This is a genomic window from Borreliella californiensis, from assembly GCF_014205885.1.
Classification (GTDB): Bacteria; Spirochaetota; Spirochaetia; order Borreliales; family Borreliaceae; genus Borreliella; species Borreliella californiensis.
Genome location: NZ_JACHFB010000004.1, coordinates 1 through 18,893, shown reverse-complemented (window position 1 = coordinate 18,893; position 18,893 = coordinate 1). Strand labels below are relative to the sequence as shown.

Sequence of the window (18,893 nt, the reverse complement as noted above, 5' to 3'; positions counted from 1 at the left end):
TGAATTTTGAGCTAATTAAATAGGATATTAAAGGAGATAATAAAAAATTTATAGGGAATTTATTAGACAAGATTTTTTTGAACGATAAAGATTGTTTAAAAAAAGGTGTTTAAAGAATATTCTGATTTAAATTTTAAAAAAACAAAGCAAAGCATATAAGTAATTACTCTCAAAATTTAAACAATTTTTATACAATTATCAGTGATTGTGTTTTCGTACTAATACGACCTTAATTGTCAATTTAAAAACCCGGTAATAAGTTTTGTTGATCATTTTTAAAATTTAAAGTTTTCGGCGAAGCCTATTTATTATTAGCTCGTAGAATTTATTGTTTTATATTTATTTAATAACTTTTTTTAAACGACAGTTTAAATCCGCTTATTCCAATATCAAAATTGGGTTTAAAACCTGCAAGATCAATGCCAAGTCTTTTTTTAAGATTTTCATTATACTTATTTGTGCCTTTGAATGGAATAATAAGCGAGGTTATGTGGGATGCTGCAATCGTGTCCACTCCGCTCCTATCCCTATTAGTGTGAATCCCGGTTATTGTTGTTGCGTTTTGTGCAGTATTACCAATAATATTTCCAGTTAGCCAAAGGATTCCTTTCCAATAACTGAAGATCTAAGCACTGTGTCACTACCAATATAATCTTCTTGTATAAAGGATTCTATTCCTAAAAACAAAAATGAATTTAAAAGTAACGGTACGAGTGGATTTATTCTTTTTCTAATATATTTATCGTATTGAAGAGAACTTACAATACTTTTTCAATTCTATCTTGCTTATCTTTTGTGGCAAAAATTTGAATTGTCAAACCAAAAATTAATATTAATATCATATTTTTTGTTATCTCTTAATAATAAGTTTTGATAAGTAAAATATTCGTGCAATTAATAATAAATTAATATTAGCTTGTTGTAATCAAAAAAAGATTCTATTTTTATAGAAATTAATTTTTTAAGTTGTAAGTAAGCACTTAATAATTTTTTGTTTTGAAGCTCAAATTTTAATATTTAATATATTGAAGGGTTTAAAGATAAATTAGGTTTTAAAGTTACTTAGATTTATATAAGTTTGAGTCTAAAATGATTTTAGTAATTGTTCTGATTTAGCTAAATGAAGATTAATTAAAATCAAAAGAAGACCTTTAAAAAGCCAAACCCGAGATTGAAAGGCAAGTTAATAATTTTAAGCACAAAAAAGATTCTTAAATGAGCTGGACAAATATAGGAGGTTATTTAAACTATTTTATGAAATAGTACTATCTACCAGTTATACATAGATGCTCTTTGGGATTTTTTTAACCAAGAAATTAAAACAGAAAAGAGCAAATCTCTTTAGTTAATTAATGAAACTTGAAAGCTTGTTGAATATAAATAAGGCATTAATAAATGGCGGTATACCAAGAATAGTATTTTAAAGCAAGTTTACTTTAAAGCTTTTTCAATTAATTGAGAATCTAATCAATAAGTATGCTTGAAAGCAAGCGCCATTACATCTATATAATTTTTTAATATAAACATTAAGTTTGTGAGAATCATATAATTTAATTTTTATGTATATATTTATTTATAAATATATTTTATAAGGAGATTATTTAAATATTTATTTTTCATAAATCAATATAATGATTTGTTATTTAACAATTCTTGAGAAAAGATAAAATTGGTATATGCTTGTTTTTTTAGAAAAATCTATTTTAGTAGAGCTTTTTGAGTTTAGTAAAATAGTATTTGGGTTAACTTATATATTTATAGATTACCTTAGCAGTAAGATGGAGGAGAAGCATATATGGGGATTTTGGTTGGCGTTTGCATAATAACATTAGCTTTATTGGGTTGTTATTTGCCTGATAAGCAGGAACAAGCTGTTCAAACTTTTTTTGAGATTGAAAATTTGGAAATGGAAAGTTATGATAAAGAGCCTGATGAGATTATTACTGAAGGTGTATTTTCTAATTTAAGATTATATGCGGCTGAACATCGTTTGTTAGTCGATATAAAAAATACTATAATTAGTTTAAAAGATCCTAATTATCACGATGTACCTCCAGTGCCTGACTATAATGAGGTGTATTTGAATAAATTCTTTTTAGATTTAGGCTCTGAGCGATCTAAAGAACTGATTAAGTTGTTTAGTAGGTTAAAAAATGAGCAAAATAATAAATTTAAACACGGAGTTTATTGGCTTTATTCATGTGTAAGGGATTTATATTCTCCAGGTATTAAGTATTCTGGTGAAGGAAGACATGAATATTATAACGATGGGAGGGGGGAGGTTTTTATGCCTAGGCCCACTATTGATGAACAATATTTTAAAGTGAAGAAAGTAGTGGAACAGTAGCTTTAAAGATGATTTTAGGCTCTTAATTGTAAGGTAATTTTTATTTTTAGTATATTAGTAAAAAAACTCACAAAAATATTTTTAATAATTTCAATTTGTTCCTCCTAAATTAGATAAAAATGAATTACATTATCAAATAATAAGGAAAAAGCAGTATAAGTTGATATATAGATTACCTAAAGATAAGTTTATAAGTAAAAGAAAATATCCCAATAGATTGATTATGGATTTGTCTTGTATTACGTTATGGTTGATGATTATTTTTCTGTATCATTAGAAATGAGGATTAATAATAAAAAAAGTAACAAGTTTAGCATTTATTCTGCTGTTGTTTGTTCTGATTGCTTGTAAAAACACAGTGCCCGATGAAGTCATAAAAACCCAATTGTTAAATTCAATTGAAGCATTGGGCAAGGATTTTTCTGATGCCTTTATTTATTCCCCTTTTGGTGATTCTTTGGGTGTGAAGGCAATCGCAGTCGACTTGAAAAAATCTGAAGTTAGAAATTATTTTGAAACGATAATTAAAGAGTTTAGAAAAATTCAAGAAGGTTTTAAAAAAATATCTTTTAATTTTTCTGAATATTACGGGGCAGGTTATCTTGTCATTAATGCTGCAAAAAATATTTATTGATAGGTATTTGATGGATTTTATTAATGGTGCGGATGAGACTGCTAAAGCGGCAGATATTGGGAGCGATTTAGTTGGGAAAGTTGTGACAGGAGGAAATCTTAAGATAGCTGATTCGTCAAGTGTAAAGGGATTTGTCAAGGGGATATCAACGATTTTACATGTTGCAAGAAGTTTTGGTATTAATGATAAAATATTCTTCAATTATAAGAGGGAGTTTAATGCAAAACATAGACAGGTTGGTAGTGTTGATTGTATTGGTAATTTTTTTTTATTAAAAAAGAAAAGCGCAATGATTGTAAGGATGAGAATGATCCTGCCAGTGCAGCGAGTAAAGCAAAGGATTTAGTTAATTCGGTTAGTGGGGAGGAGATATTGCTTGCTATTGAAAGGAATGGTTTAGACGCAGAACGAGAGCAGGGTAGAACTCCTAATATTGCTTCCATCCCTATTGAGGCAGCTATTGGTGGCAATGATGATGTTTATGGACATGGGGGTTGGCCATTTTAATGTTTCTAATCCAATAATTATTGCTACAGCAATTATTTTGAGAGGAATGGCCAAAGATGGACAGTTTGCTGTTGCTAGCAGTGGAGAGAGTGACACGGTTAAAACTGCTGTTGAAATTGGAGTTACTAAAACTTTGGTAGTATTGACAAATATATTGAAACACGCTGTTGGTGAAATTATTGAAGATTTGCTAGATAGGGCAAGAAAAAGCCCACTCCGGCTTGAAATAAATGTAGAAGAATATGGATATCAATGATTTGTTTTTTCTTGAAAATTTTTCATTACTTGTCAAGTAATAAATTTAGTAAATTGTAAATTTGATGGTCTTAACAAGAAATTTGATTGATTTAATTTTGAAAGGCAATAATTATGACTAGAAAAATGTTTGCTGTTTGTGCTATTCTTGCACTAACAAGTTCTTGTAAAAATTATGAAAGTAATGCAGAGTTAAAAAACCAAGTTGAAGAATTTTTAGATACAAAAGAAATAGTTCAGAACATTGTTGAAGATTCGAGATTAGAAGAGATTGAAAAAAAAATCAAGAATTAACGAATAAAATAGATGAAAAAGATAAAGAACAATTTAGGCACGAATTAGAAGAAAGTAAAGATAGATCGGAAAAGAACCAAGAAAATATAGAACAAAAATCAGAAACAATTAACGAAAAATCAAAGGACCTATTTAAATATTATTATTTTGATCATAGAACTATATCTGTACCAATTCCTAAATTATCTAAAGATAATCTTGAAGCTGGACTTAAGTCTATATCAAACCTTATTGACATATTTTCTAAATTTGAAGATGAATTTGATGAAATTGCACATAAAGGATTCTTTTTGGTTTATGAACTATATGCTCACTACAAAATTAATCTATAAAACAAATATAGAAAGACTTGAGAGTGCATTAACCCCAACAATAACTAATACACTCGCTCCAATAAATGAGAAAATCAATCACTGTATTGATTTAGTTAATTCTGATGAAAAAAATCTAAAAATATCTAATGATCTGAAATTCAATAAGGAAGATATGTTATGTATCTTGTAACATTTTTAGCCAAAACAAAAGTAAAAGTTAATGATCCAAATTATCCAGAATATCCTTATCCCGACTTATCAACACTAAAAGACGAACACTCTATGACTTCAATAAAATATAATATCAACATATTTTTAAAGTACATCAAGGAAGCAAAACCAATAGCAAAAAAAGTTTATAATAAGTATTCTCAATTAAAAATGTAAATTACAAAAAGGTTTGTCTTGCAAAAAATTTTACTTTATAATTAAATTGGCTTTTAGAATAGCAGAAAAATCTAGATATTAAATTAAAGTAAATTTAATACCTAGATTTAAACATTTTTAATATGAATATTTACTAATCAATTAGTACCCTCTTTAAGAAACTTTATTATTTTATCTATCTGTTTTACAGCTTCTTCAGACATTTTTTTTCCATTACCAGCAGTATTGCTTCCGCTAAACTTTATAGTTACTCCAACCAGCTTTGATTCTGCCCATATCTTGCTTTTTGCAGTATTATTGTCAGTATCTGTAATCCCCTCAATTTTTTGTTTAGCTGCTTTTAAAGCTGATAATTTAGCTGCCAATTTATCTTGGAAGAGACTTTCTAAAGCCAATAGTTTTTCTTTAAGCTCTGCATTACTTACATCCTTTAAACTTTCTTTTAATTTATTTATTTCTTGTTTATAATGATTAAATTTCTCATGATCAATCTTATTATTAAGAGTTGAAACGTCTGTACTTAATGAACCTATTTGTTTCTTTTCTTCTACGTATGCTTTACAAGCCATTATAAATAACATTGATACAAAAAATATTTTAACTATGTTTTTATTTTTCATTAGTTACTCCTATATTTAATAATAATGAAATAAAAGCTAGCACAACATTCAAAAAATATTAATCTCTCAATTAATATTTTTAAAAATAGACTCTATAATTACAAGAATAAATTTTATTTTTACTCAACATATTGGACTAGAGATAAAGGAAGGAAATAATAATGAAAATCATCAATATATTAATTTGTTTATTTTTACTAATGCTAAACGGCTGTAATTCTAATGATACAACTACCAAGCAGACAAAAAACCGGGGAAAGCGTGATTTAACCCAAAAAGAAGTAACACAAGAAAAACCAAAATCTAAAGAAAAACTGCTTAGAGAAAAGCTATCTGATGATCAAAAAATACACCTTGACTGGTTAAAAACTGCTTTAACTAGTGGTGGAGAATTTGATAAATTCTTAGAAAACAATGAAGATAAAATAAAATCTGCACTTGATCATATAAAAAGTGAACTTGCTAAATGTACTGGGAAACAGAGTGGTGATGAACAGAAAACCACTTTTAAAACCGTAGTTAAAGAATATCTTAAAGAGGAAAATATAGATGATTTTGCAACCAATGCAACTACTACATGCAAAAATTCCTAATAGCTAATATCAGCCCCCAAATAGGGGGTATTAATATTGCTATGCTACAAATATATAATCAAATTGTTTATCTCTTTTTAAGACACTAAAGAATATTAGTGGGCTAGCACCATAAATAGCCTTCTTAAACGACATAAACTTTTCAAAATCCTTTAAATCCTGCAATTTATTGTTTTTCTTGAAATAGTCTTTTTATAATCTCCGCTCAATAGTTTAATCCTCTTAAAGTCGCTATTTTTCTCAAAATACGCGATCAGATCTGCTTCAATTTTCTTAATATCATCACCATTATTAGGGGCTATATCCTGTATAAAACTTATTTTTTGAATAATTGAGTTTATATTATCTTTTATTGTAAGGTCATTTACCTAATTTGTCATATTAGACACCGCTTCTTTAAAAACACCATAATAATAAAACTTATCTTTTTTTTGTTCTTGCTTTTGATTAACACTAGCTTGTTTGCTAGTCATAGAATTTCCATTTTCATAATTATTGTAAATAGGCGCTGCATCAGTATCCATTTCACTTTTTATGTTAAGACATGCAACTAAAGCGTACCTTTTGAAATAAATAATAGCTAAACCAACAAATTATGGCAATGTATTTACATTTTTAGAGCCATTTTCACTGTTCCATTACAAATTTTCTGTAAGAATTGAGGTATTAAATAACTCTCTGTGCCCACTGATTGTGCTGTAGAATGTAGTTCTAATAACATAAATTCTACCATATGGATCATGTGTAAAAGTTGGAAATCGCCTAAACATAAGATCCAAATTGCGCTTTTCAATAACGTTTTTAATTCCTTCTAATATGCCATTGAAATCCTGATACTTATATCCGTCCCCTTTAAGACTTTTGTCAATACGCGACAAGTTCCTAATTAGAGTTTTCACATCTCTTATAAAGTCAATTTCTGCTTGAATATTATCTTGTGGATTATTTTTGTTTGAAAGATTTTCCATCTTTTTTTCTCCTAACTTAGTAATAAATAATTATGTAGCAAAAACTATTTTTGACAAGTTTTTAACATAAATTTCTACAAAAAATTAGGGCTTAGCTAAATCCTCTATTAAAAGAACTTCGCTAAACCCTTATATCATTTTTTGCAAATTACTAAGTTAGGTAGTCACAAATGTCAATATTTCAACAACTACACTACTTGTAGTATAGTCTAACTTAGAACTAAAATCAATGAATCTTTTTACCAAATTACATAAGGCATAATAATTTAACAAAATTAATAATTAAAATTTAATATTTTTTTAGAAAAGTATTTACTTTTAAATCAAAATTATGCATAATGTTACTTATAATTATTTATTACTAAGTCAGGAGGTTGACTGTTATGTCAATATCAGCCAATAAAAAAAGTTCACATTGCTACAATAAGCATCAATACAAATTGATAGTTCTTGCCTCAACACTAGATTACCTAAACAAAAAAGATAAGAAATACACTCAAAAAAACATACTCTATTACTTTAATGAAAATCTAAAAAGAAATAGCCTAGCTCCCACTACTCTAAGAACTATGCAAAATTATCTTTACAAATTAGAAAAAGTATTTAAAGTCACAACTAACTACTACCAACATTTAGGGGTAAATTGTGGGACTGAAATTTACTATAAGCTTAATTATCCTAAAAAAGAGTGTTACCTTAAAATCAACAATTACTTTAAAGAAAAAAAAGACTCTAGATTTAGGTCTAGAGTAAATAACTATTTTAAAGACAATGTTAATAAACATAGTAGTGTAGAATTAGTTGAGTGTTTAAGTAATAAAAATAATAATATAAAAGAAGAAAAAAGAATTATCCAAATAAAAGAATATCAAGTAAAAAACTATTACAATAAAAGTGAAATTAAGTCCAAAAGTTCTCTTTCTATTTTTAATCTAGACATTAATCAAAAAACAAAAATTGACGTAATTAAAATTATAAAACGAGTTGAAATTGAACTAATAAAAAGTTTTAATGCAAATTCAAATAGATCTTGTTTTAAAAATAAGCAAAAAAAATTAAGAGAAATTCTAAAAAATGCTCAAAAAGAATTAGAAAAAAACGGATACAACAACGAACAATTAGAAATAAATTTCCAAAAAGTATATCAAACTTACAAATTTAAGCCACATTTCATCATTGAAAGTCATAAATATAGTGATTTAAACAATATAAAACGTAAATTAGAAAAATCGATTGAAAGAAAAAAAGAAAATTCTCAACAAAATTACCAAAATCTAAAAATAAACATTTTTAATATACTTGTTGAGCAACTAAAAAAAGAGACAAATATTGAAATTGTAAAGCCTATTATAAAAGAATATTTGAATAAACAAAAGAAAATAGAATACAATAAAGTATTTGATACATATTATTCTGAATTATCAGAGCTAATAAAAAATCAAAAAAATTCTTTAACTGTAGGAGAATTTAACATAAAGGTTGTATGAGGATTTAAATATGGAAAGTACACCCGAACCTATTGAAACTACAAGAAAAGAAAAATGTAAAGTTGAATGCCAAAATAAAGAACGCTTTATTTTGATTGAAAAAGAAAATGGCAAAGCAATGTACCATACAAAAATAATGATGGACATTTATAAATTTGGAGTTTATGAGAAAAAACATGAATTTAGATTATCATTGCGAGCATTATTTAATGGGGAAAGAATTGTTGAAGAAACTCATTTGTATCCTATTAAAGAAGGGGATAAGTTTATTGGCATTTTCTATGGATACAGAAAACCAATAAAAAAGCCCTTAATAAAGTATCAATTAAACGGCATTAGAAAAGCGTATGCATTAGCAAGGGCATATTATATGGAGTTTAGATTTAAGCACGGAAGCGTTTTTTGCTACTTTAAGGGGCTATATCGTTTATTAGATAAAAAAAGAACAAACAATCACTACAATAAAATATTATTTAGTATGTTTACGGATTTAGAACAACAAGTATATAAATTTTATGGGAAAAAATACCCAGAACAAGGACCGTTAATAAAATGGATAATAAAAAACCTAAAATAATAACAATTGCCAGCCTTAAAGGTGGTGTAGGGAAAAGCACAACTTCAATAATTCTTGCCACTCTTTTATCAACATCAAAAAAGATTCTTTTGATAGATATAGATACGCAAGCATCAATAACTAGTTTTTATTTTAATAATATACAAAATAAAAATGTTAATTTGGAAAATTTTAATATATATGAAATCTTAAAAGAAGGTGCTTTAGAAATAAGAGATGTAATTATCAATATTGATAACAATTTAGATTTAATACCCAGTTATCTAAGTTTACATAAATTTAATCAAGAAGCAATTCCATTTAAAGAATTAAGGCTAAAAAAGAAGTTAGAATCTATACAAGACAATTATGATTATATAATAATAGATACTCCACCAAGTTTAGACTTTGCTTTGACAAATGCTCTGGTAAGTAGTCAATATGTTTTAGTCCCCATAACTGCTGAAAAATGGGCAGTTGAGAGTTTGGATCTTTTAGAGTTTTATTTAAAAAAAATAGGAACAAATGCACCTATTTTTGTATTAGTAACGCGATTTAAAAAAAATAATACTCATAAACAATTGCTGGATATTTTACAATTAAGAGAGGATTATTTAGGGATTATATCTGAAAGAGAAGATTTAAATAGGAGAATAGCAGAAAATGATAAATTTGATTTAGATAAGGACTATGTGTGTGAGTATAAAAAAATTCTTGAATGTTTTTTAAATAAGATGCAAGTTACTCCATCTTTTGGATGGAGCATATAAAAGGTATTTTTTGTAGTAAAATAATTCCGGTGCCGGAAAAAATGTGAGGTGATTTATATATGAATATACAATTAAATAAAAGAAATTTATCTACTGATAATGATGTTATGGTTAGGTATAAATCTTTAAAATCTCAATTAACGATAAACGTTAAATCTGAAATTTGTTCTAGATTAGAGACAATGAAAATCTTAAAAGAGATTAAAGATAATGAATATTACAAATTAGATGGATATAAAAGCTTTGAAGATTTTACAAAAAACTATAAATTGGCAAAAACTCAAGCCTATGATTATCTAAGAATTGCTAATGCTATAGAAGAGGGGATAATAGAGGAAGAATTTTTAGTGCAAAATGGATTTAGACAAACTATTTTTGTGCTAAGAAATAAAGAAAGCGTAACAATAAAGAAATCTAAACAAAATTGGATAAAACCCCTAAGATTTCAGCTTAAAAAACAAGAAAGCTATGATTTTTATAAAAAGCATGCTAAATTTACAAGTTTTATGATGGATGAGATTTTTGCAAATCAAAAAGATTTTCTTAATAAACTTTTTAAAAAATATAAAGAATTAAAAGGATAATAAAGGAGATTTTATGAGTAATTTGGCCTACAATGCTCTTAAGATAGAAAATATAAGGTTAGAATTTTTAAATAAGGGGTTTAGTGAAGAGGTAATAGATTTTGTTTTGCTTCAGAATGACAATTACAACTTTGAAGTTCTAAAAGAGAAAATGAATTCTTTAGAACAATAAATAATTAATGTGGAAAAGAACTTTCAAAAGGATATAGATAGTTTAAAAAATGAACTTAATGCAAGTAATAGGACAATACAAGTAATGCTAATAGCAGGAATAACGCTTGCTCCAATTATTTACTCTATATTCAATAAGTATTTTTTTAATTAAGAATGATTAAAATATTTTAAAATATTGGGGGGAGTATATAGCTTATTTTTTAAATAGAATAATATAATCTTAGTTTAAATTCTTAAAAAGAAATATTTTATTTTTAAGAATTTAAATAGGTTCTTTTATTTTAACAAATATAAACTGATTTTAATTTGAAGTTAGACTATACTAAAAACAGCGTAGTTATTAAAACATTTCCATGTATTTGAACTACCTATATGTTAATTTGCAAAAAAATAATATAAGGGTTTAGCGAAGTTCTTTTAATAGAGGATTTAGCTAAACCCTAATTTTTTGTAAAAATTTTTGTAAAAAAGTTGGCAAAAATAGTTTTTGTTAAAAATTTATATTCATTGAAAATGAAGGAGGAAAACATGACAAATGTTTCAAACAAAAATAATAACCCATAAGAAAATATTCAAAATAATATTTAAGGAGATCTCAAAATGATAAGTGTTAATCAACAAAGTTTTACTGGTTGTAAAATATTTGAGGAAAAATCTTCTTCCATTAAAGAAAAAAGTAAGTTAAGCAAGATAGGCAAAAAAATACCAGGAATAAGCAGCCAAGAATGCTTTAGATTTAATCGCAATATTGATTTTAGCGTACAAAGAAGCAAGCTTGATAAATGCGGTGCTAGTGAAGTAGGTAGTATTCTTATTGGTGGTGCAGGGCTAAAAGACTTAATGATGAATAGAGTGCTTAAATATTTTGGTATTAGCAGGCCTTTTGAAGAGAATTTATATATGCTCAAGGGCAAAGAGTTAGAAAATTTAGGATTTAGAGAATTTGTTAAATCACAAGGAGATAATATTTCTGTTTTGTACAAAAACAAATATGCTAATGGTGTTGATAAGTATAATTATTTCAAAAAAATGGGTAGTGCAGAAACTTTAGTTTGCTCAACAATTGATGGATGGTTTATTAATAATGCTGGAGATTTAGAACTTTTATAGATTAAGAGTAGTGATTCTAATTATATGAGTAGTGCTATTGCGGAGTACAACAAAAATGGTACTTTTTAAGTAGTAAATATTTTTTCAAATACTATGTGCAAGCACAAATGCAGCTAGCATGTACTGCTCTTGAGCATTGTAATTTATTCTTTTTAATCGACGCCGCACCAGTTAACTGCAGAATAAAGAGAAATGAGGCTTTAATATCAAAAGTGCTTGAATTTGTTGAGAAATGCGAAATGGAAGTTTTCAATTTGAGAAACGATATTTTTAGTAACTATAGAGACGAATATTTAATGACACATAATTTTAACAAAGATACGTTTATAAAGCTTGTTGAAGATTTAGTAGAAAAGAGTAATCAATATAATCTGGAGTTGAGTTTGATTGGGCAAGCGAATTTGTAGGATATGTTGATTGCGTAGACCTTGAAATTAAGGATGATCAAATTGCTAAAAATCTTGCGTGTGATTTAATGAAGATTGATAGTCTACAAGAAGAATTAAATAGAATTCAAAACGAAAATAAAAAAAGAGAAAAGCCTCTTAAAGATTTCATCAAAATGCTAACTTACAATATTGCGAATAAATATCCACTAATTAATCAGATAAATTATCGGTTTAGAGGAGAATTTATGTTCAATTTTGACCCTAAGAAAAGAGCAATATCAGATAGATTTAAGGGACTATTGTCGATAAGTGGTAAAGTATTTATCCTAAATAATATAGCATTTGCAAATAGCGCCAGTGCTCCCATTCACATGGGAGCACTGAAAAGTTAAAAGAAGCAATTTAACATCGGAGGTTTAAACAATGCTTATTAATAAAATAAAACAAAGTAATAAAGCTTTACGTCCAGAAATACAAAAATGGGGCTGTTACTTTTTGTGTCTGCATTACTATACAAGTGTATTTAAGAAACTTGAATTTAATGCTTATGATATAAATGTAGTGTATTACAGATTTATAGCACTTGGATACATTAAGAGTAATTGTTTTATTAAAAATCTATGTATGATACTTAATTGCTATGGAATTAAAAGTAGTGTGAGATATGAATCTTTAAATTATTTGTGTGCTTTAAATGAATTTGAAATAAGTGAAGTTAAAATCGATAAAGTTAATGGATTTCACTTTATAGCAACAAAAAATGAAGAAATATTATATGATTCACTTGATTTAAAACCTCGTGGGAAAGTATTTAAAGTAACTTCAAAGCGTATATTTAAACTAAAGTAGTTTTACTAAAGTTTAAGGGTATTTTTAATACTTTCATAAGCTTGAATTTTGTTTGCAGCAGAGAGTCCATAGATATTGTCAATTTCGGAAGTTGAAGAATATTTCATAAGTTCTTTAATTTGGAAAGAATTGTATCCATTAGATTTTAAATTTGAAATAAATAAATTTCTACATAAGTGAAGTGATTTATTTGCACGAAATCCTGATTCTTTAAGAAGATTTTTAAATTTATTAGAAAGAAATATGTATAATGCTAATTTGATTATCTTTAAACTTATGTTTGGATTTTTTAAAAAAATAAGTGCGTCTTGTATCAAGATTTTTCTAATTAAAATGATTTTTGTGTGTCGTTTGGATAGCTTCAAACTCTTTGGAGCTTATGACAATTTCTTCTAATACAAGCAACATTTCTTTTTTTTGATATTTACTTTTATATTGTATAAAGTCTCTCCAGTTTTATTGAATAATGGGGTAATATCTTGCATTTCAGTGTCCCCGCATCCGCTTATTGTCAGTAGATGTAGAAACCAACCAGATATTGGATCAGTTTGTGTTAGAGTTTTGATACATTTTTTAATTATGTTGCTAATTTTTGGGGGCAAATAAAATTTAGGAGTTAGTTTTAAAGATTCTTTTTTAAGTTTAGTTGAACTTTTGAGTGAATTTTTAAGAATTTTGTTTTCATTTGCAAGATTTTGATAATCTTATGGTTTTTTGAGTATGAAATCTATACTGATATTATTTAAATTAAAATAATTATTAATGTCTATAAGACAAGTTACTTATAAGTGTTACTTTTAAATTAAGTAAAAGTAATAAAAATAGATATAAATTGTAATTTATTTTTTAACAAAAATCGAAAATTTTAGTCAAATTGCGGAGGTTCTTGTTGCAAGCGAAATTTGGGTTTTATGGTAGCTATAATAAGCAGAAGTGGCAATTTCTAAGGAGTATACTTAAGAAAAGTATACTTTATCTAACATATAGCAAAGACTTTGAAATTTAATTTGTATGTGTTTTATAATCTTTTGTAGTGAGTAGGCCATTTGCAATGGAGAGATTTTTAAGAGTTGGTTCAAATTACATTTGAGTTTTGTTAATATATAATTTAAAATGTAACAAAATCAAATATTTAAATCTTTAAAAAGATTGTAATTGTTAGGTGTTGCGTTAAGCTTAAGACTTATGGAGTATCTTATGAATAAGAAAAGGAAAATGTTTGCTATTTGTGTTGTTTTTGTGATTATAATTTCTTGTAAGAATTACGCAAGTGGTGAAGATGTAAAAAAAAGTTTAGAACAAGATTTAAAAGGAAAAGTTAAGGGATTTTTAGATACAAAAAAAGAAGAGTTGGTTGGCGGTTTAAAAAAGCTTGGATCAGAAGCTTATTCAAAAGTTGAAGAATTAATGCAAGTCGATAGACCACAAGTACAAGCTGAAGAGCAAGTGGCTCAAGGTGTTTTTGAAGATCTAGGATTAAAAGAGAAAGGTCTTGAAGAAAAGATAGAAGGAAGAATTAAAGGAGCTTAAAGATAGCTCAAAAAAGACAAAAGAGGATAGAAAAAAAGAATTAGAAGAGGCTAAACAGAAATTGGAAGAGTTTAAAAAAAGACAAGTTGAATCAGTAACTGAAAATACTGATAAAGTTAAAAATCAAGGCAAGATTGGACGAGAAGCTTTTCTATATGCTAAAAAATTAGGTGTAAATGGAAGTTATTCTGCTAATGATAGTACTGATACTGATAAGTTTGCAAAAAAAGTTATAGATGATGCGCTTTAAAATATTAAAGAAGAGCTTGAAAAGCTAACAGAGCCTCAAAATTCAGAAGATAAAAATAATAAAAAATGGTTTTTGGTAGTAAAAATTATAAACAACAAGACTAACAACAAGTCTTATTGTTTATTCGCATTTACATTGTTGAAATTTAGGCAATAAAGCTAGGAAGAGGGATATGAAAAAAATTAATCTGTTAATATTTTTGTTTTTATTTGTAGTAAGTTTAAGTGCAAATATAGAAGAAAATTATATAGAAACCAAAAGAGCTTTTTCTGAAGAAGATTTTAATTTAATAAATAAAAGACTAGATAATTATGATTTTAAAAATGAGTATGAAAAAAGTCATGTTTTTTCCGATGCTCCTAGAATTAGAGGAGATTTAAGAAAAATTGGAATTAAAGAAAAAAGGGTTTTTTTAGATGCTCTTGAGGTTATTGAATATCTTATAAAAATTAAGATAAGTACTGATAGTATTTTCCTGTCTGAGGATATGATTAGACTTATAGGTGGTTATCCAGATTCGATTTTCAATTATTTGATACAACTAAATTCGGATAAAATTGATTATGCTGAGAAATATGGAGATAATGCCAGAAATAATTTTAAAAAAGATTATTCTGAAGATAAAGCAAATACAGTTAAACAAATTTTAAAACAAATTTTGGCGGATTTGCCCAAAAATTAGATTTTAATTTGAAAAAAGAATCTTATACGCTTTTCTTAAAGAAAAGCTAAAAAAGATTTCGAAATAAAATAAATGGTTTTTATAAGCATAAATTATGAATAACAAGACTAGCAACTAGTCTTGTTATCTTATTAATATTGGAGAATTATGATAAATGAAAAGAATTTATATCATTTTATATTTGTTATTTGCTTTATTTTCTTTAAATGCTAGCGAATTTTTGAGAGGACTCATTAATGGTAACGAGGATGATATTAATTTTGAAGATTTTAAACTGCAATAAAATAGTGCGTATTGGGAATTAAGAAATGAAAAAAATGAAAATGAGATTGCATATGTTATTGCATCGGCCGATAAAAATGTTTTTAACTTAATGTATATATTTGGGACTGCTATTGGTGACGCTATTAACAATACTAAGAAAACTAAAGCAAGAAAAAAGGATATGTTAATGTTTGAAGGCATTAATGGGTTGGCATTTGGGTGTAGAGCCCTAAAAAAGGGGCAAAGATTGCTCTTTTTTTTAAAAAAAGAAGTATTTTAAAAAACTAACAACATAAAAAATATGATTATTAGTTATTCTTTTGATAAAGAAGATCCCATTATGAAGTCAATAAGTAATCAATGGATTGTAGAAAGCAATAAATTGCTAGCTTTAAAAGAAAATTAGAGATCTAATTTTTTAAAAAAAAATATTTTCAAGCAGGGTTTTAAAAGTAAGAATATTGATAATCAAAAAATAAATGAGGCTTTCGGTATTAGACTTAGTAACTTTCAAGATTTATATGATATGTATGAACATAATTTTAATTAAGAAACTAAAAAGATTGAAGAATGGCTTAAAAGTTATATTATTAACAAATATAAGCTGAAAAATTGCAATAAATAATTTTAGAAGCATAAATTATAAAAAATAAGACTAGTTTATTAGTCTTATTTTTTATTGTTCATTTTTAATAAATCTTGTAAAGATAGATCGGCGGTTAATGGATATTAAAAAATTAGCAGTTTATGTTAACAAATAATAAATTGCTTTACTGTTTAGAGTAACAATTTGTTAATTTTGTTAATTTAGGAGAATTCTTTTGAAAAGAGCCAAAAGGTCTTTTGATGATTATGCTGTATATTTTAGAGAAGAATCGTTAGATTATAGAGAAATAGCGGTTAAATTGGGAGTTTTTAAAGTAAATGTATGGAAAATGAGACAAAAATGGGAAAGAGGAGAAACTTATATAAACGAGTGATCTAGAGTAACAATTAGTGAAGATACTTTTGAACATCTTTTAGCACAAACTTTTAAATCAGAAGTTAAAGCTAGGAAAATTAGGGGGGAATTAGATTTAGAGCGCGCTAATTTAGAATTAGGATTTATACGTGAATTCAATCAATACCTCTAGTGTTGAGCTTGCTAGTGTGCTTTCCAAAATAGAAGATTTAAAATGTAAAATTGATTCTTTATCTAAAGAATGTGATAAAAAAAATGCAAATTGTGTGAATGAAAATATTGAATCTTTAAAAAGTGAGCTTAATGACCTTGTAAAGGAGTATTCAATAAGGAAAATGGAGCTTTACTATGAATGTATGAAAAGACTTGCTACTGTTAATGAAGCTGAAAGCAAAAGCAACTACAAAAATAGTAAAGGGCACAAGTGAACTTATATCAAACAAAATTTTTTACAACACTTCAAAAGCAATATAAAAATCAGTTTGAAGTTAACATATCTAAATTTTTAAAGCCTACAAGCTCTACGGTTAATTTTGATCGATTTGAAGATAAGCATTTAACTTTAAAACAAAAGAATGTGATAAAAAGTATTCAAAAGAATAATGAAAAGAAGATTATACTTAGTGGCGGTATAGCTAGCGGCAAAACGTATCTTGCATGTTATCTTTTTCTTAAAAGTTTAATTAAAAATAAGAAGCTATACTCTAGTGATACTAATAATTTCATTATGGGTAATTCGCAGCGTTCAGTTGAAGTTAATGTTTTAGGACAATTTGAAAAGCTATGCAAACTTCTTAAAGTTCCTTATATCCCAAGACATACAAATAATTCATATATTCTGATTGATTCACTGCGTATTAATTTATATGGAGGAGATAAGGTAAGTGATTTTGAAAGATTTAGGGGTAGTAATTCGGCACTTATTTTTGTTAATGAAGCCACTACTTTACACAAGCAAACTTTAGAGGAAGTCTTAAAAAGACTTGGGTGTGGACAAGAAACTATTATTTTTGATACTAATCTGGACCATCCAGAGCACTATTTTAAAACCGATTATATTGATAATATAGCGACTTTTAAGACATATAAGTTTGCAACTTATGATAATGTTCTACTTAGTAAAGAATTTATCGAAACTCAAGAAAAATTATATAAAGATATACCAGCATATAAAGCAAGAGTGTTATTAGGTGAATGGATAGCAAGCAGCGATTCAATTTTTACACAAATAATGAGAACTCTACCAATAGGAATAATTCCCTTTATAAAAGCATAAATTGAATGATCATAGCCCTTAGGAAGTGAGTTAAATACCAAAGCCTTTTTAGATGCAGCGCATCCCGGGTTTTTTTCTCTAATTAGAATCTTTTTAAGCCGTTTTCCTTTTTCAGTGCTAGGGGAAATAAATTTAGTAAAGTTTGTTTTTATTACCCCTTTTAGGGAGATGTCAATAACACCAGCTTCAGGAGTGCTAACTTCAATGTCTACATTTAAAAAGGCCTTGAAAATTAGTCTAAATAACTTATCAGTGCCAATATGACTTAAAGCAAAAATAACACTATTAATATTACTTGTAATGCTTTGTAAAGTTTGAGTTTTTGAATAAAAAATAGATAGAGCTTGAGATATTCATATTGTAATATATCTTAATTTTATATTTTCTTTTGCATTAATGGATATGAAGTTGGAATTAAGAAACTTAAGCTCATTAAGTAGTGCTTGTGCATATTCTGTTTCTGTACGTATAAATTTATGAATTTCGGTATTTTTGAAAAAAATTAGGTATTTTCATGTTTGTTAACTATCAATATCAATAAGCAATCTATCTGTAGTATTGAAAAGTAGCATTGTGTCATCATTAATGGCAATATCTTTTTATTTGTTTGAAAATCGCTATCACTGATTTTTGAAATACTTTCAGTGTCTACATCTTTAACACAAACTTTAATTTCCATAAACTTAATCTCTTTTACTTCATTAACTGGAGCAAAAAAGTCTTGATATTCAAAGCTAATTCCCATATCAGAATAGTTATTTGAAATAATCCTAGAATATATGTCCCTAATTTGAGAGCCTATGTTTAAGTAGAGATAGTTTTTAAGATCAAGTTTATACTTTACTTTCATATAAGTTCTCTACGTTGTGCTTGCATAATATCTTTTAGAGTGTACCCCTTTGCAAGCAGTGCTTCTTTATTGAAATGGCTGCTAAGATGCGCTTTTGCAAGTGTATCAATTTCATTTATACGATCAGCTTCTAGTAACAATTATTTCTCAACACGCTCTCGCTCCTCAACTTCTGCAAGTTCTTTTGTTATTCGCTCATTTATACTTAAATCACGACTTGTCTCTTTAGATTTATTGCTTGA

At 26.9% G+C, this 18,893-nt stretch carries 16 protein-coding genes and 13 pseudogenes; 22 read left to right on the top strand and 7 right to left on the bottom strand.

Annotated features, from left to right (window positions below):
• Positions 1 to 343: 343 nt before the first annotated feature.
• Positions 344 to 854 (bottom strand): annotated as a pseudogene (locus HNP67_RS07185) (P13 family porin).
• Between the two features lie 941 nt (positions 855 to 1,795).
• Here HNP67_RS07185 and HNP67_RS05125 point away from each other — a divergent pair.
• The 8 genes and pseudogenes from HNP67_RS05125 to HNP67_RS05160 form a co-directional block, all read left to right on the top strand.
• Complete coding sequence (locus HNP67_RS05125; protein ID WP_184125424.1) at positions 1,796 to 2,347, top strand: P52 family lipoprotein; 552 nt, start codon at positions 1,796 to 1,798, stop codon at positions 2,345 to 2,347.
• A gap of 358 nt (positions 2,348 to 2,705) precedes the next feature.
• Complete coding sequence (locus HNP67_RS05130) at positions 2,706 to 2,981, top strand: hypothetical protein (RefSeq protein WP_184125422.1); 276 nt, start codon at positions 2,706 to 2,708, stop codon at positions 2,979 to 2,981.
• Entirely contained in the window at positions 2,959 to 3,327 is a 369-nt protein-coding gene (locus HNP67_RS05135; RefSeq protein WP_184125420.1) for a hypothetical protein, read from the top strand. The genes HNP67_RS05130 and HNP67_RS05135 overlap by 23 nt, the downstream gene beginning before the upstream one ends.
• Positions 3,252 to 3,488 (top strand): variable large family protein, encoded by a 237-nt coding sequence (locus HNP67_RS07190; protein ID WP_184125442.1) that lies wholly within the window; start codon positions 3,252 to 3,254, stop codon positions 3,486 to 3,488. The genes HNP67_RS05135 and HNP67_RS07190 overlap by 76 nt, the downstream gene beginning before the upstream one ends.
• Complete coding sequence (locus tag HNP67_RS05145) at positions 3,451 to 3,744, top strand: variable large family protein (protein ID WP_272872307.1); 294 nt, start codon at positions 3,451 to 3,453, stop codon at positions 3,742 to 3,744. The genes HNP67_RS07190 and HNP67_RS05145 overlap by 38 nt, the downstream gene beginning before the upstream one ends.
• A gap of 113 nt (positions 3,745 to 3,857) precedes the next feature.
• On the top strand, positions 3,858 to 4,037 hold the full coding sequence (locus tag HNP67_RS05150; RefSeq protein WP_184125416.1) for a hypothetical protein: 180 nt from the start codon (positions 3,858 to 3,860) through the stop codon (positions 4,035 to 4,037).
• A 173-nt stretch (positions 4,038 to 4,210) separates the two neighbouring features.
• A pseudogene (locus tag HNP67_RS05155) lies at positions 4,211 to 4,541 on the top strand (BlyB family putative holin accessory protein).
• A pseudogene (locus HNP67_RS05160) lies at positions 4,523 to 4,738 on the top strand (BBA14 family lipoprotein); the annotation flags it as partial. The pseudogenes HNP67_RS05155 and HNP67_RS05160, both read left to right, overlap by 19 nt.
• A gap of 137 nt (positions 4,739 to 4,875) precedes the next feature.
• On the opposite strand, the gene revA reads toward HNP67_RS05160, so the two are convergent.
• Positions 4,876 to 5,358: a fibronectin-binding protein RevA gene (gene revA, locus HNP67_RS05165; protein WP_184125412.1), complete on the bottom strand. Its 483-nt coding sequence runs from the start codon at positions 5,356 to 5,358 to the stop codon at positions 4,876 to 4,878.
• A 161-nt stretch (positions 5,359 to 5,519) separates the two neighbouring features.
• On the opposite strand from revA, the gene HNP67_RS05170 reads away from it, so the two are divergent.
• Positions 5,520 to 5,951: an Mlp family lipoprotein gene (locus HNP67_RS05170; protein ID WP_184125410.1), complete on the top strand. Its 432-nt coding sequence runs from the start codon at positions 5,520 to 5,522 to the stop codon at positions 5,949 to 5,951.
• 39 nt (positions 5,952 to 5,990) lie between these two features.
• Here HNP67_RS05170 and HNP67_RS05175 read toward each other — a convergent pair.
• Positions 5,991 to 6,919 (bottom strand): annotated as a pseudogene (locus tag HNP67_RS05175) (ERF family protein).
• Positions 6,920 to 7,302: 383 nt separating this feature from the next.
• On the opposite strand from HNP67_RS05175, the gene HNP67_RS05180 reads away from it, so the two are divergent.
• The 7 genes and pseudogenes from HNP67_RS05180 (at position 7,303) to HNP67_RS05210 (ending at position 12,838) form a co-directional block, all read left to right on the top strand.
• Entirely contained in the window at positions 7,303 to 8,406 is a 1,104-nt protein-coding gene (locus HNP67_RS05180) for a plasmid maintenance protein (protein ID WP_184125408.1), read from the top strand.
• A 10-nt stretch (positions 8,407 to 8,416) separates the two neighbouring features.
• Positions 8,417 to 8,983, top strand: a complete 567-nt coding sequence (locus HNP67_RS05185) for a DUF226 domain-containing protein (RefSeq protein WP_184125405.1) — start codon at positions 8,417 to 8,419, stop codon at positions 8,981 to 8,983.
• Positions 8,959 to 9,732, top strand: coding sequence for a ParA family protein (locus HNP67_RS05190; RefSeq protein WP_184125403.1), 774 nt, complete (start codon positions 8,959 to 8,961; stop codon positions 9,730 to 9,732). Before HNP67_RS05185 ends, HNP67_RS05190 begins: the two co-directional genes overlap by 25 nt.
• A gap of 59 nt (positions 9,733 to 9,791) precedes the next feature.
• Positions 9,792 to 10,316 carry a chromosome replication/partitioning protein gene (locus HNP67_RS05195; protein WP_184125401.1) on the top strand — a complete coding sequence of 175 codons (525 nt, stop codon included), beginning with the start codon at positions 9,792 to 9,794 and terminating at the stop codon, positions 10,314 to 10,316.
• A gap of 13 nt (positions 10,317 to 10,329) precedes the next feature.
• Positions 10,330 to 10,641: pseudogene (gene bdr, locus HNP67_RS05200) on the top strand (Bdr family repetitive protein).
• 449 nt (positions 10,642 to 11,090) lie between these two features.
• A pseudogene (locus HNP67_RS05205) lies at positions 11,091 to 12,381 on the top strand (DUF244 domain-containing protein).
• 31 nt (positions 12,382 to 12,412) lie between these two features.
• Positions 12,413 to 12,838: a DUF261 domain-containing protein gene (locus HNP67_RS05210; protein WP_184125399.1), complete on the top strand. Its 426-nt coding sequence runs from the start codon at positions 12,413 to 12,415 to the stop codon at positions 12,836 to 12,838.
• Between the two features lie 5 nt (positions 12,839 to 12,843).
• Here the strand turns inward: HNP67_RS05210 and HNP67_RS05215 are convergent.
• Positions 12,844 to 13,608 (bottom strand): annotated as a pseudogene (locus HNP67_RS05215) (site-specific integrase).
• Positions 13,609 to 14,035: 427 nt separating this feature from the next.
• Here HNP67_RS05215 and HNP67_RS05220 point away from each other — a divergent pair.
• The 6 genes and pseudogenes from HNP67_RS05220 to HNP67_RS05240 all read left to right on the top strand — a co-directional run.
• Positions 14,036 to 14,615: pseudogene (locus tag HNP67_RS05220) on the top strand (outer surface protein ErpG); the annotation flags it as partial.
• Between the two features lie 175 nt (positions 14,616 to 14,790).
• Entirely contained in the window at positions 14,791 to 15,300 is a 510-nt protein-coding gene (gene eppA / locus HNP67_RS05225; protein WP_184125397.1) for an exported protein A EppA, read from the top strand.
• Between the two features lie 154 nt (positions 15,301 to 15,454).
• Entirely contained in the window at positions 15,455 to 15,583 is a 129-nt protein-coding gene (locus HNP67_RS07085; RefSeq protein WP_272872305.1) for a hypothetical protein, read from the top strand.
• 90 nt (positions 15,584 to 15,673) lie between these two features.
• Positions 15,674 to 15,844, top strand: a complete 171-nt coding sequence (locus tag HNP67_RS06940; protein ID WP_236845736.1) for a hypothetical protein — start codon at positions 15,674 to 15,676, stop codon at positions 15,842 to 15,844.
• Between the two features lie 541 nt (positions 15,845 to 16,385).
• A pseudogene (locus tag HNP67_RS05235) lies at positions 16,386 to 16,953 on the top strand (DUF603 domain-containing protein).
• A pseudogene (locus tag HNP67_RS05240) lies at positions 16,950 to 17,756 on the top strand (PBSX family phage terminase large subunit); the annotation flags it as partial. The pseudogenes HNP67_RS05235 and HNP67_RS05240, both read left to right, overlap by 4 nt.
• Here HNP67_RS05240 and HNP67_RS05245 read toward each other — a convergent pair.
• From HNP67_RS05245 to HNP67_RS05255, 3 pseudogenes are all read right to left on the bottom strand, one after another.
• Positions 17,663 to 18,317, bottom strand: a pseudogene (locus tag HNP67_RS05245) (DUF735 family protein). The pseudogenes HNP67_RS05240 and HNP67_RS05245 sit on opposite strands and share 94 nt — an antisense overlap.
• A 5-nt stretch (positions 18,318 to 18,322) precedes the next feature.
• Positions 18,323 to 18,654 (bottom strand): annotated as a pseudogene (locus tag HNP67_RS05250) (DUF276 domain-containing protein); the annotation flags it as partial.
• A pseudogene (locus tag HNP67_RS05255) lies at positions 18,651 to 18,893 on the bottom strand (DUF1357 family protein); the annotation flags it as partial. The pseudogenes HNP67_RS05255 and HNP67_RS05250, both read right to left, overlap by 4 nt.

Coding starts and splice junctions, on each gene's coding strand:
- HNP67_RS05125 (WP_184125424.1), top strand. CDS start 1,796: ATGGGGATTTTGGTTGGCGTTTGCATAATAACATTAGCTTTATTGGGT.
- HNP67_RS05135 (WP_184125420.1), top strand. CDS start 2,959: ATGCTGCAAAAAATATTTATTGATAGGTATTTGATGGATTTTATTAAT.
- HNP67_RS05145 (WP_272872307.1), top strand. CDS start 3,451: ATGATGATGTTTATGGACATGGGGGTTGGCCATTTTAATGTTTCTAAT.
- HNP67_RS05150 (WP_184125416.1), top strand. CDS start 3,858: ATGACTAGAAAAATGTTTGCTGTTTGTGCTATTCTTGCACTAACAAGT.
- revA (WP_184125412.1), bottom strand. CDS start 5,358: ATGAAAAATAAAAACATAGTTAAAATATTTTTTGTATCAATGTTATTT.
- HNP67_RS05170 (WP_184125410.1), top strand. CDS start 5,520: ATGAAAATCATCAATATATTAATTTGTTTATTTTTACTAATGCTAAAC.
- HNP67_RS05180 (WP_184125408.1), top strand. CDS start 7,303: ATGTCAATATCAGCCAATAAAAAAAGTTCACATTGCTACAATAAGCAT.
- HNP67_RS05185 (WP_184125405.1), top strand. CDS start 8,417: ATGGAAAGTACACCCGAACCTATTGAAACTACAAGAAAAGAAAAATGT.
- HNP67_RS05190 (WP_184125403.1), top strand. CDS start 8,959: ATGGATAATAAAAAACCTAAAATAATAACAATTGCCAGCCTTAAAGGT.
- HNP67_RS05195 (WP_184125401.1), top strand. CDS start 9,792: ATGAATATACAATTAAATAAAAGAAATTTATCTACTGATAATGATGTT.
- HNP67_RS05210 (WP_184125399.1), top strand. CDS start 12,413: ATGCTTATTAATAAAATAAAACAAAGTAATAAAGCTTTACGTCCAGAA.
- eppA (WP_184125397.1), top strand. CDS start 14,791: ATGAAAAAAATTAATCTGTTAATATTTTTGTTTTTATTTGTAGTAAGT.
- HNP67_RS07085 (WP_272872305.1), top strand. CDS start 15,455: ATGAAAAGAATTTATATCATTTTATATTTGTTATTTGCTTTATTTTCT.
- HNP67_RS06940 (WP_236845736.1), top strand. CDS start 15,674: ATGTATATATTTGGGACTGCTATTGGTGACGCTATTAACAATACTAAG.